The organism is bacterium SCSIO 12696 (assembly GCA_024397955.1).
Lineage (GTDB): Bacteria > Pseudomonadota > Gammaproteobacteria > Pseudomonadales > Porticoccaceae > SCSIO-12696.
Genome location: CP073744.1, coordinates 168,777 through 183,482 on the forward strand (window position 1 = coordinate 168,777; position 14,706 = coordinate 183,482).

Genomic DNA, 14,706 nt, shown 5'->3' on the forward strand with positions numbered 1-14,706 from the left:
AGTGATTAGGGAAATAAAAATGAATAGGACTATTTGCAGTTTTTCGGGGATGCTTTTTATTGCTTGTGTAGCGTTTTTGTCGGCGTTGTGGCCAAACCAGGCAAACGCTCAGGCACAACGAGACGACAGCCTTAAATACGCCTGTCTAGCCCAAAAAGAACTGATCGGTACGGATGTCGATGAAAATTGGTGTCAATGCCGCAACGATTATTTTGCCGGTCTGCTGACTGACCAAGACTGGGTAAAATACACCCAAGATTACTTTGCGCTGACCACCCGCGAAGCCAGCCAGAGATCCACCAAGCCCTACAGTTACGACCGCTATATTACGTTGGCTAACAGCCATTGCCGCACCTGCAAAGCAAAAGACTTCAAGGGCTGTATCAGTGACGATGGCCGCACTCCCTCCCATAAAGCCTACACCCGAATACTCAACGATATTGGCGACGGTATCTTTAACAGTGTCCCCCGTGATTTACTTTATGAGAAGTTTTTTATGGACTATTTGGCGGGGTATTCCGCATTCTGCCGCCATAACTTGCGCAGCGACTATACGGTTCGCACAACGGTTTGGGAGGAGTGGACCCGTTCTGGTTTTTTTGAGTACAAGTCAGATGGAGGTGTATACCAACTGTTCATTCATAACCGTTTCCTGGACAGTTTTGATCGCTACACGGCAAATCGATCCCGGCAGGAATCGTTGGACTTTATTACTGGATTACTGAACGATCTCAAACGCCAAGACATCAACTTTCCATCAATGCAGGACTACCTCAAATCAACAGTTGATAGTCTTGTGTTTATGAAAGGGCATTTGCAAAATCGTTGCGATGCGCCAGATGTTCAACGTGCCTATCAAAACCTCCATCGGTTTGAAAAAGGTCAGGCGCCTCTCGTTGCTCCCGGCGCTGTGGCAGCAAGGCAGCAACGCCAACAGCTCGAACAGGTAAAGCGTAAAAGCATCGAAGACGCTACCCAAAAATCCTACGAACTGGCAAAAATCAACTGGGAAAAAGAAAAGGCTCGCCGTGCGGCTTTGCCAAAAAAACAAATCGCCTGCGATGCTCAGTTAGAAAAAGCCACAACACTCTGGCATGGCAGAGGCTCACAAGATGGCATGAAACTGAATGACATGAATGGGGTCTGGCGCGGCAGTATCAATGGCACAGCGGCAGAGCTTGCACTGTGGAGTCGGCGGCCGGGGCCTTATGGAACAGGCTTTATATTTTTCCCGGAGAAAAACTGTTTGATGCAGGCTGGCTTTTCCCCTCGTAAAGTGGGTCGCAGTGTAAATAGTCGTCGCAGCGTCGGTAATTTCACGCTGACTGCCTACAGCCCTAAATGGCGGCCGAATAACTGCGCCTCTTTGGTGTTAGAGGATCGTGATCGGGAAATCCACTTTTTCTCTGGGGGTGGGGTTACCAGTCATGCAGCCAATACTCGCGAATTTGTTTGGTACCCCTCAAATCTTAAACTCAGCCGATTGACGCCCCAGAGTTGCGGCGGTCTTGAAGTGACATTCAAGCCGGCAAAATTGTCACCGGCCTTTGCTAGAGAGTTAAAGAAATACAAACAGCCGGGGCGTTATGGAGAAAAAGCGTCACCGCAGTTTATTTCTCGGCATAGCCGATGAGAAACAGTATGAGAGTGGTTAGCCTGGGCGCTTTCCGGTAAAATCGCCGCCTTTCGATTTGATGACTGGAAGCCCACTGTGCTGGAAGTAGCCCCCCTGAAAAATACCCTCGACGACCTGCAGGCGCGCACTGACGTGCTTAGGGGGTATCTTTGACTACGATAACAAGAAAGAACGCCTTGCTGAGGTAGAACTGCTGCTGGCAGAGCCAGATGTGTGGAACGAACCGGAGAAAGCCCAGGAGCTGGGTCGCGAACGCTCTATGCTGGAGTCGGTAGTCAAAACCATCGATGACCTGGACGGCGGTGTGGGCGATGCCCGGGAACTGCTGGAATTTGCTGTGGAGGAAGACGATGCTGACGCGGTGGCTGATATCCAGGGTGAGATCAATACCATGCAGGCTCAGCTGGGTAAGCTTGAGTTTCGCCGTATGTTTTCCGGCGAGATGGACCCCAACAACGCATTCTTAACCATTCAGTCTGGCTCCGGTGGCACCGAAGCCCAGGACTGGGGCGAGATGCTGTTGCGTATGTATCTGCGCTGGGGTGAAGGTAAGGGTTTTAAAACCACCTTGGAAGAATGTTCAGCCGGTGAAGTGGCGGGCGTCAAAAGCGCCACCATTCGTTTTGAGGGGGAGTATGCCTACGGTTGGCTGCGCACCGAAACCGGTGTTCATCGTTTGGTGCGCAAGTCGCCCTTCGATTCCGGTGGCCGTCGCCATACCTCGTTTACCTCCGTGTTTGTGACTCCGGAGATCGATGACAATATCGACATCGATATCAACCCTGCGGATGTGCGCACCGACACTTACCGCGCTTCCGGTGCCGGTGGTCAGCATGTGAACAAAACCGATTCCGCAGTGCGTTTGACTCACGAACCTACGGGCATTGTTGCCGAGTGTCAGAGTCAGCGCTCGCAACACAAAAACCGCGACCAGGCCTGGAAAATGCTGCGCGCCAAGCTCTACGAGCTGGAAATGCAGAAGCGCAATGAAGAGAAGCAGGCCATGGAAGACGGCAAGGCCGATATTGGTTGGGGCAGCCAGATTCGCTCCTACGTGCTGGACGATTCCCGTATTAAAGACCTGCGTACTAGCGTGCAGACCAGTAACTGCCAGGCGGTGCTGGATGGCGACCTGGACCAGTTTATTGAGGCCAGTTTGAAAGCAGGGCTGTAAAAATTCGTCATTCCCGCCTTCGCTGGGATGACAACCATTACGAGATACACAAATGACCGAGCAAAACACCCAACAAGACACTTTCCATGAAGAGAACAAACTAGTCGCCGAGCGCCGCGCCAAGCTACAAGCCATGCGCGACGAGGCTGCTGAAAATGGTGGCACCGCATTTCCCAACAGCTTTCGCCGCGACAGTTACTGCGGAGACCTGCAGGCTGAGCACGGTGAAAAGTCCAAAGAGGAATTGGCAGAAGCGGGTTTGGTATTTGCCGTCGGCGGCCGTGTGATTCGTAACCGCGGCGCCTTTATGGAAATCCAGGATATGAGCGGCCGTATCCAGTTATACGTCACCAAAGAGGCACGCCCGTTTGCCAAGTCTCTAGATTTGGGCGACATCATCGGTGTTAAGGGTGAGCTGCATAAATCCGGTAAGGGCGACCTGTATATCCAGCTCGATGAATACCAGCTGCTGACCAAATCTTTGCGACCACTTCCGGACAAGTACCACGGCCTGGCGGATCAAGAGCTGCGCTATCGCCAGCGCTACGTGGATTTGATCGTCAATCCGGAAGTTCGAAATATTTTTAAGATTCGCTCGAAAGTTATTGATTTTATTCGTGGTTATCTTGGCGGTGCAGACTTTATGGAGGTGGAAACCCCCATGCTGCAGGTGATTCCCGGCGGTGCCACTGCGCGCCCCTTTGTTACCCATCACAACGCGCTGGATATCGATATGTATCTGCGCATCGCGCCAGAGCTCTACCTCAAACGCCTGGTGGTAGGCGGCTTTGAACGGGTGTACGAGATCAACCGCAACTTCCGCAACGAGGGTTTGTCCACCCGCCATAACCCCGAATTCACCATGCTGGAGTTTTATCAGGCTTACGCGGATTACAATGACCTGATGGATCTTACCGAAGATATGTTGCGCAAGCTCTGTGAAACGGTTTTGGGCACTACGGAAGTATGCAGCACCGAGAAAAATGATGAGGGTGAAGTGGTATCGGAAAAGACCTACGACTTTGCCAAGCCGTTCCGTCGCATCAGCGTGTTTGACTCAATTCTGCACTTTAATCCGGACATCAGCTCCGAGGTTCTGGCGGATGAAGAGGGTGCCCGCCAGATTGCCGAACAGCTACATATTCCGCTGAAGGGCAGCTGGGGCTTGGGTAAAGTGCAAATCGAAATTTTTGAGAAGACGGTGGAGCATCGCCTCGACGACCCCACCTTTATCACCGAATACCCAACGGAAGTGTCGCCTCTGGCGCGCCGCAATGACAGCAACCCGTTTGTTACCGACCGCTTTGAGTTCTTTGTGGGCGGTCGCGAGCTGGCTAACGGTTTCTCGGAGCTCAACGACGCCGAAGATCAGGCCGAGCGTTTTCAGGCTCAGGTGGCGGAAAAAGACGCTGGCGACGACGAAGCCATGCACTATGACGCCGACTACATTCGCGCTCTGGAATACGGCCTGCCACCCACAGCGGGTGAGGGCATTGGCATTGATCGTTTGGTAATGCTGTTGACCGACTCTCCATCAATTCGCGACGTGCTGCTGTTCCCCCATATGCGGCCGGAATAAATGGCTATAGCATAAAAAAGCCCACCCAAGGAGGGGCGGGCCAAAGGCTGGATGGATGCCCAGCTGCTCCTACGCTAAGCAATTTAGGCATTTGTTGCTGTGAACTGGGTTTTCTCCAGCTGCTAACTGCACCTACTTTTCCAATTCGAAGCGTACCCGAGCGACGACGCCTGTGGTTGTTACTGCTTTGCCGTTGACCATCTGTGGCCGGTATTTCCACTGCTTTACGGCATTGATGGCGCTGCGATTAAACACCCGCTGAGGCTCCGCTGCCAACACTCGTAAATTCGTTGTAGTTCCCTCTGGTGTTACGTCGAAAATAATATCCACATAGCCCTCAGTACCTCGTGATGCCTGATTTGTCGGATACTTAGGGGAGGTTGCTCTTTCAAGGCTCACCATGCGATCTCCCTGGCTGCTGAATAGAGCGGTGCTGCCACCGGGAATAGCGTCAATTCCTGTCAGATAGTCACTTTCATTAATACTTTTGGCTTGCAGAGTAATGGGTGAAATTTGAAGCTGCTGATCGTTTGGCAGATCTGTGCTCGGTGTAGCTATTGGCTTGGGCTTTGGGATTACTGGGGTTATTCGGGTTTTGTATTTGTTGTCGATCTCGACTTTCGGCTGGAAAATCGGTATTTCGTAGGTAGGCACTTCAGCGACTGGCTTTACATCAGAAGCTACCAGTGCGGCCATAAACAGTAGCAGTACAAACGTGGCGATAATGGCAGATAATAAAGCCTTTAATGGCCGTATAGATGATGAGTGAGAAAGTAACATTAATCCTCCTTGGGCTATTGTGTTCGATCAAGGGGGTTAACGTTTTTGGTGTTACTTCGGGTTATGTAACCTCTGTTTTGCAGGCTTTAAAAAGTCCGGTATAGTCTTGGTTAATGTAAAACTATATAACCCAGGAAGGGCTTACAGATGCTTTCATACAAAAAACACAGCTTATCCATGATTTTGACATCTCTTTTGGTCTTTGTCGGAGGCTGTGCTACAGAGAGTCACAGGAAAGTGGTATCACAGTCTGTGGAAACCTATGGCACCCAGTTTCATGGTGAAAAAACTACCCTTGTAGTCGGTAGTTTTGAAAATCGATCTGGGTACCTCAGGGGGATGTTTTCCTCAGATGTTGACCGCCTAGGTAATCAGGCCAAAACCATCCTGAAAACCCACCTTCAACAAACAGGTCGTTTTAAAGTGGTTGATCGGGAAAATATGAAGCGTCTTGTTGAAGAAGCAAAGTTGAGTGGTGTTTCTCAGGAACTTCAGGGCGCTCGTTATGTGGTTACTGGTGATGTGACCGAGTTTGGCCGAAAGGTATCTGGAGATCAGCAATTGTTTGGTATTTTGGGATCTGGTAAAAAACAGACTGCTTATGCCAAAGTATCACTTAATGTTGTAGATGTTGTTACCTCAGAGATTGTTTATTCCATTCAAGGTGCTGGCGAATACGCATTGAGCAACCGTGAAATTATAGGCTTTGGTGGAACGGCGGGTTATGACGCAACCCTCAACGGAAAGGTATTAAATTTCGCCATTCAGGAAGCAGTTAATAATATAGCGAGAGACTTGGAGTCTGGAAAGCTGAAAATACAATAGGGATTTAATATGAAAATAATAAGATCAGTGCTAGCCGCACTTTTCTTGGCTATTGTCTTATCTGGCTGTGTAGCTCAACCAAATTACAAATATTACTGGGGTAGTTACGAAGATATCTTGCGAGAAACTTTTGTGAAAGCTGACGAGCTGTCCACTGCTGGTCAAATCGATCGTTTTAACCAAGATATACAAAAAGCACAGGCCGAGGGTAAGCCTCTTCCTCCTGGTTTCTATGCCCATTTAGGAATGTTATATGCAGCTGAAGGTCAGGCTGAAAGAGCAGCAGAATCTTTAGTGCGTGAAAAAGAGTTGTATCCAGAGTCGACGATTCTGATTGATAAGCTTCTGAAAAATTATGGTAAAGGAATATCTAGTGAACTTTAAAAAAAGCTATCTGATTATTCTTGCCGTTTGGGGAATGGCATTGGGCGGCTGTGTGCAGCAGCAACCTTACGATTATACTAAGCTCTTAGAAAGCAAACCTGTCTCTATTTTAGTGATTCCCCCCTTGAACAACAGCATTGAAGTAGATGCTCCTTATGTATATCTGTCGACCGTATCAAAGCCGCTTGCAGAAAAAGGGTATTATGTGTTTCCCGTTGCAGTGGTTGATCGTTTTTTAAAAGAGAACGGGTTGCAAACACCCGCAGATATGCATGATGTTCCTATCGATAAACTGGTAGAACATATCGGCCCTGATGCAATATTGTATGCGTCTATTGAAGAATGGGGCCAGAAATATCAAGTGATCTCTTCTTCAGCAATAGTGAGAGCAAAGGTGCGTTTGATTGATGCACGGTCTGGTGAATTGCTATGGGATGGTACATCACAAGCTGTTCAGTCGTCAGGAGATGGTGGCGCTGGCTTGACTGGTGCCTTGGTAAGTGCCTTGGTGACTCAGGTAATAAATTCTACGATGGTTGATCCTACCTATAGATTGTCGAAACAGGCTAACACTCAATTGTTCAATAATAAAATCAATGGTTTGCTGGATGGACCATACAAAGAGGCAAAAAATTGAAGAGCTTCAGTGGGCTGGCATAAAAGTGACATTGCCTAGCTTGGCGTAAAGCAATAACATGCTCTATGCGAGACTCGCGACAATAACAAAGTAAAAGGAAATGGAATATGAAATCTATCAAGATTGCTTCATGCATAGCTCTAGCAGTATCTATAACGCCCATCCAAGCCGAAGAGGCGGAGAAGAGTAAAGCCCCGGGAAGTGGTCCCAACCCTTACGTTGATTGTGGTATTGGTGCCGCCCTTTTTCCAAATACTCACTGGGCCGCAGTTACATCTAATACTATTTGGGATGCAGGTTCGACAGCGTTAACTTCAGCCACGGCTAGTCCGGAAACTTGTAACAGTAAAAACGTTCAAGCCGCTACGTTTATTCTCGATACATATGACACTTTAGTGGAAGAGACTGCTAAAGGTAACGGCGAGCATGTTGTTGCGCTTTTGAATATTATGGAGGTTCCTGAAAATGAGAGGGAGCAGCTTATCTCAAACATTCGTTCTAGTATGGGCGAAGAGGTAACAAATCCTGGTTATCAATCATTGACTCGAATAGAAAAATCTAATGTTTATTATCAACTGCTGAGTTCCGCTGTTAACCACAGCTAAAGCCTATGCCTATGCTCTCACAGAAAATTCTGTGAGAGCTATCTTTTAAAAAATTTCAAAAAACTATGGTTAACTCATCTTTTTATAGGTACCTCTGTGTATCTATAATTTGTTTTTTTACTTCTCAATATTGTTTCTCTTCCATCCCCAGAGATAATCTGATTGCTAAAGCTAACAACTTAGAGCTCAGTAAGCACCCATCTTGGCGAAAACTGATTTTTTATGAGTCAGGTACTCTCGGTGTTAGTAGTCTTAGAAGTGCGATCCATAGTGATACTTTTTTCCTGTCAAGCACTGGTAAAGTGTCTCCGCAAGATGAAATGGAAGCAACACTATCAGCGTTTTTCTTACCAGAAACTGAAGATGTCGATGGACATGCCCAGTGTAAATTCCGGGGTAGGTACGAGTGGTTAAATAGTCAACTGGATTTGTCGGGTAGTGGTTTGAAAGAGATCAATTGCGCAGGTTTTAGGACATGGTCTCTTAACGGTAGTACGGGTTCCGTCAGTATAGTTTTCGCAACTGGTTATCTGGGCAATCCCGCATCTTACTATGGCCACACATTTTTAAAGTTTAATGCTAGACACAATAAATCTGTTACAGAGCTTGAAGATGTAACGGTAAATTACGGAGCCATTGTGCCAGAGGGGGAAGGGCCGATTCCGTATATTTTTAAAGGTCTATTTGGTGGCTATGATGCTGGTTTTAGTGAAATTCAGTATTACTACCATAATCACAATTATGGCGAAAATGAACTTCGAGATTTGTGGGAGTATGAACTTGATTTGAAGCCAGAAGAGCTTGCGATTCTTATTGGCCATGCATGGGAGGTTCTGTCGCAACGGTATACGTACTACTTTACACGGAGAAACTGTGCCTACCGCATGGCAGAAATGCTTGAGGTAATAGAAGGTGTGAAGGTTATTCCTGATAATAGGCCTTGGACGGTACCTCAAAAGATAGTCCAGAATGCGTTTGACAGCCGTCGTGATGGAAAACCGTTGGTGAAAAATGTTTTTTATCACCCCTCTAGACAAAGTCGCCTTTATAAGCGCTTTGAGTTGCTTTCAATTGAAGAGCGTCGGTTGGTGAGAAAAATTGTGGTCGATATTGATGCCCTTGACGGTCCAGAGTTTCAGGAGTTTTCTCTCAGTAGCCAACAACGGATACTTGACGCGCTTTTGGATTACTTTCAGTTTGTCCGAGATGCAAAAAAACTGGATAAAGACCAAGCAAATGATCATTACAGGCTGGTATTGGCAAAGCGTTATCAGCTACCACCGGGAGAGACGCCTTTAAAGTTTTCAAAAGACAGATCTCCACACCAGGGGCGCAACCCTAGCTTGCTGTCTGTCTCAGCTGTAAACAACAGTGTCTATGGAAATGGTGCCGTGATTAGACTAAGGCCGGTTTACTATGACTCCTTGGATGCAGATTATGGCCATATCAACAACTCGTCTTTATCAATGGGCGATGTTTTGCTGGATGTATTCGATGGTGATGTAAAGCTTCGTAAGCTAAATATTGTAAATGTTGAAAGTGTAAAAAATTTAGCGACAGGGTTGCCAAAAGACGGTGGTGATGCATGGAAGCTGGATTTGGGGGTAGAGCGCCAAACACTTGGTTGTGAAAGTTGTCTGGTGACTTATTTTCGCGGTGATATTGGTTATGCCCATTCGCTAAGTCAGAAAGTCTTTGTAGGTGCTTACGTTGGCGGTAGTTTGCAGCAGGACAAAAATAACTTTGGCTCTTTGTTTGGCCGTACATCTGCATTCGCAAATTTTGAGTTGAGTAACTCATTCAGGGTTCGTGCGTACACCGAGTATCGCCGATACATTGACGGTGATGGCAAGGGAGACTGGGTAAGTGATATAACAGGTCGGTGGCGGCTGTCAGCAAACACCGACCTCAGGTTTTCCTACCAGCGCAATATAGCTCACGAAGCTGGTATTGCTTTCAGTTGGTACTGGTAGTTATATCGACTTTGGGTATAGGCGTTCTATTGAGACTTTAAGCTGGAAAAATACTCCGCCAAATTCTCAATATCCGCATCGGTCAAATTTTGCACCATGGGTTTCATCAGCGGATCATTACGTTTCCCGGCTCGAAAGTCTTTTAGCTGTTTGATCAGATAGCCTTTTTTCTGGCCGGCCAGGTTAGGCCACAGATTGTTGTTGCTAATACCTGCCGGGCCATGGCAGGCAATGCAGGTGGCGGCTTTGGCTTTGCCTGCAGCGGCGTCGCCTGCCAGAGCGTTGGTGGCCAATAGGGGAAGGGTGGCTAAAATTGCGGTAATCACTGGCTTTTTCATGGCTGGATCTCCATCGGTTTTTTGTCAGCTATGGCTTGTATTTCAGCAGCACTTGCACTGCTGCATTTTGACGTGCGTCAACCGGGTGTACTTGGGTTACTATGCGTGGCGTGAGCAACACAAGTCTTTTATCGGAGAGTGTTATGGCAACACCCATTCAGCTGCACGAGTCCTGGTTGCACGTATTAAAGCAGGAATTTGAACAGCCATACATGGTTAATCTTAAAGCCTTTCTGCAAGGGGAAAAACAGGCGGGTAAGGTTATCTACCCAAAAGGCGGTGAGTGGTTTGCAGCGTTTGATCGCACGCCCTTTGATCAAGTCAAAGTCGTTATTCTTGGGCAGGATCCATACCATGGCCCGGGCCAGGCTCATGGCTTGTGTTTTTCGGTGCAGCCCGGTATCCGGGTGCCGCCGTCTCTGATTAACATCTACAAAGAAATTCACACGGACCTGGGTATTTCACCGCCACAGCACGGTTGCCTTAACCGTTGGGCGGAGCAGGGGGTATTGCTGTTGAATGCGACCCTGACCGTTGAGCGAGGCCGGGCCGGGGCACATCAGGGTAAGGGCTGGGAGGAATTTACAGACCGAGCTATTGCTGAACTCAATCAGCAACGGGATGGCTTGGTATTTATGCTTTGGGGTAGTTATGCCCAGCGCAAAGGTGCGTTGATTGATGACAGTAAACACCTGGTTTTGAAGGCGCCGCACCCGTCACCATTGTCCGCTCACCGCGGCTTTTTAGGCTGCAAGCACTTTTCCCGCGCTAATCAGTACTTGCAGGAACGAGGGCAGCAGTCTATCGACTGGTCGGTGGATTAGGGGGCGTTCTCAATTAAGGAGTATCGCTGTCTGGTGAGCGCAATGGTGGGTGTTTGGCTTTGGCACGCAACCAGTTCAAGCCATTAAATATGGCGGGCACGGCGGCGATGCGTCGTTCCAGTTTGAATTTGCCGGGGTAATCCATTAGCAACAATCCCATGGCGATGGTGAGCAGGCCCTGGCCGGGCAAGAACAGCATCAAAATACCTCCCGCCAGCAATATTGCACCGAGGATATTTTTGCCAATCAGCAACAGGCTGCGCATCAGAGGACGCTGCTGTTTCCAGTCACTGGGTTGCCGTTTTTGGGGCAGAAAGTAGTCTTCCGGTATGCGGGACACCAGCCAGGGCAAGGACAGCAAACTGACCACAAAAGTAAACAGCGAAGCCAGACCCAGCCAGGTGAGCAGCTGCTGATGTTGTTGCAAGTACTCCAGCAGTTCTGCCATTCAGTCAGGGTTCCAGGGAGTAGGGTAATGGCAGCTGTGATACCGCTATTGGCTGTGTGCTGTCAGGGCTGGTACCAAACGCCAGTTGTTCACTGGCAGCGGCTTTTTCCGTCAGTACGGCCAGTAATTCCATCGTTCCTTGATCACTGCGGGCAACGCTGATCACATTTCCCTGACTCTGTGTTTGATCCGGCAAGTAGCAATGGTCACCAATGGCAACCTCTGGCGAGTGAGTTTGTAAGCGGTACATACGCCGCTTCAGCTTGCCCAAATAGTGCATGCGCGCCACCACTTCCTGCCCGGTGTAGCAGCCTTTCTTAAAGCTGATGGCACCATTCTCGCCATGGCTGGACTGCATATTTAACATTTGAGGAATAAATTCCTCACTGGTTGCGGCCTGTATATGGCCAATGCCAGCGCGTATATCCAGCAGTCTCCACAGTTCTGGCCCCACGGGTTTGGCTTGGTCACAAACAGTCTGCCAGGCAGTTTCGATGACTTGGGGGTTTACTATCAACAGTAAGCGTTTTTGGCCCAACACGAGAATGCTGATTTCGGATGTGTGTACGCAGTGGCCGGTATCTTGAGGGGCAGTAGCTGTTGCGCCGATAAGTTGTTGTGCTATGCCATTGGCTTGTGGCCCGGCCAAGCCAAGTAAGCATTGTTGCCCTTGCTGCAGAGACACTTTAAAAAAGGGTGCGTATTTCCCCAGGCTTGTCGTGGTGGTAGCTTGCTGGTTTGCTGGCAGAATCAAAGTGACATTGCCGCTATTGGTTTCCACAATCTGAAAATTGGCTACAGCGCGCCCCTTGGGGGTGCAGTGAGCGCCAAACAGGCTTTGTTCAGTGGACAACTTGTCTATATCGCAAGTGACCTGGCCTTGCAGAAGCTTTTGGCTGCCGTGTTCCAGAGCACCATCCACTAGTTGTAAGGTGGCTAACTCGGTAAGGGGGGCCAAGATGTTGCCATCCAGCAACTTTGGATAATCCGTGGGCTGTTCCCCAAACCCCAAAAGTCCTTCGTTTTCAAAAATAGCTCCCTGCTGCTGCAGGAACTGTGGCCATGAGTTCATAGCTCAATTTACTCGATGCAAATAAAACCCGTATCTTATCAGTGTTGGCTTATAATGCGGCGTCAAATTACCGGGTTTAAAGAGTGCGTAATGGATAAGAATCGTTTGTTTTGGGGCAGCCGGCGCGGAATGCTGGAGCTGGACTTGATATTACTGCCTTTTGTGGAGCAAATTTACCCTACGTTGACGGAGGAGGATAAGCACCGTTACCACCTGTTATTGGAAGAGCAGGATCAGGATTTATTTGCTTGGCTGCTCAAACGCATGGATCCGGACAATCCAGATCTGTTAAAAATTATTCAGATCATCCGCGACACTCGCTCGCAAATTCAAAGATAGGCAATGACAGCAAGTGCCAATGCACAGGGAATTTTGCTTACATCGCTCTCGCTTACAGCTTGCTTATACCTGCACAGCTCATTTGCTGCCATTGCTAGCAACCTGGTTGGCACCTTTGTCTGTGGTTTGGATTCTGAGTATTTGGGTATTGGTGGTTGCCAGTTTTGTTCGTTCAATCTTCTGCTATTGGCGTGCGCTGCCGGTGCTGATTTACTTTGATGAGAGTTGGCAGTTGCGAAGCCACGATGGCAAACAACAAGCCTTTCAGCTCCAGGCCCCTTGTTATATAGGTCGTTGGCTGAGTGTGATTGGAATGCGATTTGCCAACGGCAAACTGCGCCACCTGGTGGTGCCTTTCGACAGTTTGAGTGCAGAAAGCTATCGCCGCCTCAGAGTGCAACTCAGTTTGGCGTTGAACTGACGATGATGTCTTGCCCGGCGTAATTATCGGGCACCATGATGGAGTCTTTGGCCAACGGCGCCAGCTTTGGAAAGTCCAATGTGTAGTGCAGCCCACGGCTTTCTTTGCGTTTTGCCGCAGAGCGAATAATCAGCTCTGCCACCATAGTCAGGTTGCGCACTTCCAGCAGATTCTTACTGATCTTGTAATTGCTGTAGTACTCGTGAATTTCTTTTTGCAGAACCTGAACCCGGTGCAGCGCTCGTGCCAACCGCTTGTTGGTGCGCACGATGCCAACATAGTCCCACATAAAGCGACGCAGCTCGTCCCAGTTGTGAGACAGCACCACGTCTTCATCGGAGTGGGTTACCTGAGATTCATCCCACAATGGCGCCTCTCCGTAATCGGCAATATTGGCAAAGTTCTCGGCAATATGGCTGGCAGCGCTGCGGGCGTACACTACGCATTCAAGCAGTGAGTTGCTTGCCAGGCGATTGGCGCCATGGAGGCCGGTAAAGGCGGTTTCCCCCACAGCGTAAAGGTTTTGCAGGTCGGTGCAGCCCCATTGATCCACCATCACACCACCACAGGTATAGTGGGCCGCAGGCACCACCGGAATGGGCTCACGAGTGATATCGATGCCGTATTCCAGACACTTATTACGCACAGTGGGGAAGTGCTTCTCGATAAAATCCGCTGGTTTGTGAGAGATATCCAAATACAGGCACTCGCAGCCCAGGCGCTTCATTTCATGGTCGATCGCCCGGGCGACGATATCCCGGGGGGCCAACTCTGCATCTGAGTGGAAGCGCTTCATAAAACGCTTGCCATTGGGCAACAACAGATAGGCGCCTTCCCCCCGCAGGGCTTCGGTAATCAGAAAAGTACGAGCCTCTGTGTGGTACAAACACGTAGGGTGAAACTGATTGAATTCCATATTGGCTACCCGGCAGCCGCGGCGCCAGGCCACTGCAATGCCATCGCCGCTGGCCCCATCCGGATTGCTGGTGTAAAGGTACGCTTTACTGGCACCCCCGGTGGCCAATACCACGGCTTTTGCCTGCATCACCGCACTGCTGTCCGCTTTTACGTCGAGCACATAGGCGCCAATACAGCGCAACTTGCGGGAGTTGGGGTCGGGAGCGGTAATAAGGTCAATGACCGCGTGGTGGCTGTGGACCTGAATATTGGGGTGCTGAACCACGCGTTCGATCAGCGTTGTGGATATGGCCTGACCGGTGGCATCGGCACTGTGAAGGATGCGCCGGTGGCTGTGACCACCTTCTTTGGTGAGGTGATAGCCGTTGCTGCCCGGGTCGTCGTCGCTGCGCGTAAATTGCACCTGTTGTTCAATGAGCCACTGCAGGGCTGCAGGGCCGTTCTCGGCGGTAAACTGTACTGCGTCCATATGGCAAAGACCAGCACCGGCGCGGGCGGTATCCGCCACATGGGATTCGACGCTGTCGTCGCGATCAAAAACCCCGGCAATACCCCCCTGGGCCCACTGGGTAGAGCCACTTTTTAACTCGCCTTTGCTGATTAAACCTACCTGAAAACGATCTGCCAACTGCAGGGCGGCAGTTAGGCCGGCCGCCCCAGAACCGACGACCAAAACATCGAATTGATAACGTTTTGTCATAGAATTTAATCACTTGCGAGGAAATCCGGAAGGCATGATAGTATAGCCCGCGC

16 protein-coding genes are annotated in these 14,706 nt (G+C 49.4%); 11 read left to right on the forward strand and 5 right to left on the reverse strand.

The genetic code is table 11. The features are described 5' to 3' along the window. Positions 1–19 precede the first annotated feature (19 nt). The 3 genes from KFE80_00760 to lysS all read left to right on the forward strand — a co-directional run bounded on the left by KFE80_00760 (position 20) and on the right by lysS (position 4,389). Positions 20–1,633 (forward strand): hypothetical protein, encoded by a 1,614-nt coding sequence (locus tag KFE80_00760; protein ID UTW45495.1) that lies wholly within the window; start codon positions 20–22, stop codon positions 1,631–1,633. An 81-nt stretch (positions 1,634–1,714) separates the two neighbouring features. After that, positions 1,715–2,810, forward strand: a protein-coding gene (gene prfB / locus KFE80_00765) for a peptide chain release factor 2 (GenBank protein UTW46567.1) whose coding sequence is annotated in 2 segments (ribosomal slippage) — positions 1,715–1,786 and positions 1,788–2,810 — 1,095 coding nt in all. Because the reading frame shifts where the segments join, the coding sequence is not laid out codon by codon here. A gap of 52 nt (positions 2,811–2,862) precedes the next feature. Next, on the forward strand, positions 2,863–4,389 hold the full coding sequence (gene lysS, locus KFE80_00770; protein UTW45496.1) for a lysine--tRNA ligase: 1,527 nt from the start codon (positions 2,863–2,865) through the stop codon (positions 4,387–4,389). Between the two features lie 132 nt (positions 4,390–4,521). Here the strand turns inward: lysS and KFE80_00775 are convergent, their stop codons facing one another. Then, positions 4,522–5,169, reverse strand: a complete 648-nt coding sequence (locus tag KFE80_00775) for a TonB family protein (GenBank protein ID UTW45497.1) — start codon at positions 5,167–5,169, stop codon at positions 4,522–4,524. Positions 5,170–5,316: 147 nt separating this feature from the next. On the opposite strand from KFE80_00775, the gene KFE80_00780 reads away from it, so the two are divergent. The 5 genes from KFE80_00780 (at position 5,317) to KFE80_00800 (ending at position 9,593) form a co-directional block, all read left to right on the forward strand. Beyond that, a complete protein-coding gene (locus KFE80_00780) occupies positions 5,317–5,994 on the forward strand; it encodes a CsgG/HfaB family protein (protein ID UTW45498.1) in 678 nt (225 codons plus the stop codon). Positions 5,995–6,003: 9 nt separating this feature from the next. Then, the gene (locus tag KFE80_00785) at positions 6,004–6,378 is read left to right on the forward strand and encodes a DUF4810 domain-containing protein (protein ID UTW45499.1); all 375 of its coding nucleotides are present in this window, start codon (positions 6,004–6,006) and stop codon (positions 6,376–6,378) included. Between the two features lie 34 nt (positions 6,379–6,412). Next, positions 6,413–7,015, forward strand: a complete 603-nt coding sequence (locus KFE80_00790; GenBank protein UTW46568.1) for a DUF799 family lipoprotein — start codon at positions 6,413–6,415, stop codon at positions 7,013–7,015. 107 nt (positions 7,016–7,122) lie between these two features. After that, positions 7,123–7,620, forward strand: coding sequence for a DUF3015 family protein (locus KFE80_00795; GenBank protein ID UTW45500.1), 498 nt, complete (start codon positions 7,123–7,125; stop codon positions 7,618–7,620). A gap of 302 nt (positions 7,621–7,922) precedes the next feature. Next, positions 7,923–9,593 (forward strand): DUF4105 domain-containing protein, encoded by a 1,671-nt coding sequence (locus KFE80_00800; protein UTW45501.1) that lies wholly within the window; start codon positions 7,923–7,925, stop codon positions 9,591–9,593. Positions 9,594–9,619: 26 nt separating this feature from the next. Here the strand turns inward: KFE80_00800 and KFE80_00805 are convergent, their stop codons facing one another. Continuing rightward, positions 9,620–9,931, reverse strand: a complete 312-nt coding sequence (locus tag KFE80_00805) for a cytochrome c (GenBank protein UTW45502.1) — start codon at positions 9,929–9,931, stop codon at positions 9,620–9,622. 143 nt (positions 9,932–10,074) lie between these two features. Between KFE80_00805 and ung the strand changes: the two genes are divergently transcribed. Then, the gene (gene ung, locus KFE80_00810) at positions 10,075–10,755 is read left to right on the forward strand and encodes a uracil-DNA glycosylase (GenBank protein UTW45503.1); all 681 of its coding nucleotides are present in this window, start codon (positions 10,075–10,077) and stop codon (positions 10,753–10,755) included. A 13-nt stretch (positions 10,756–10,768) separates the two neighbouring features. Here the strand turns inward: ung and KFE80_00815 are convergent, their stop codons facing one another. Beyond that, a complete protein-coding gene (locus KFE80_00815) occupies positions 10,769–11,203 on the reverse strand; it encodes a hypothetical protein (protein ID UTW45504.1) in 435 nt (144 codons plus the stop codon). 4 nt (positions 11,204–11,207) lie between these two features. Further along, a complete protein-coding gene (locus KFE80_00820; GenBank protein ID UTW45505.1) occupies positions 11,208–12,275 on the reverse strand; it encodes a folate-binding protein YgfZ in 1,068 nt (355 codons plus the stop codon). Positions 12,276–12,365: 90 nt separating this feature from the next. Here KFE80_00820 and KFE80_00825 point away from each other — a divergent pair, with 90 nt between their 5' ends. Together KFE80_00825 and KFE80_00830 are read left to right on the forward strand one after the other, a co-directional pair. After that, entirely contained in the window at positions 12,366–12,614 is a 249-nt protein-coding gene (locus KFE80_00825; GenBank protein ID UTW45506.1) for a succinate dehydrogenase assembly factor 2, read from the forward strand. A 19-nt stretch (positions 12,615–12,633) separates the two neighbouring features. Further along, positions 12,634–13,035, forward strand: coding sequence for a hypothetical protein (locus tag KFE80_00830; GenBank protein ID UTW45507.1), 402 nt, complete (start codon positions 12,634–12,636; stop codon positions 13,033–13,035). Here KFE80_00830 and nadB read toward each other — a convergent pair. Further along, the gene (gene nadB / locus KFE80_00835) at positions 13,016–14,653 is read right to left on the reverse strand and encodes an L-aspartate oxidase (protein UTW45508.1); all 1,638 of its coding nucleotides are present in this window, start codon (positions 14,651–14,653) and stop codon (positions 13,016–13,018) included. The two genes, KFE80_00830 and nadB, sit on opposite strands and share 20 nt — an antisense overlap. Between the last annotated feature and the right edge of the window lie 53 nt (positions 14,654–14,706).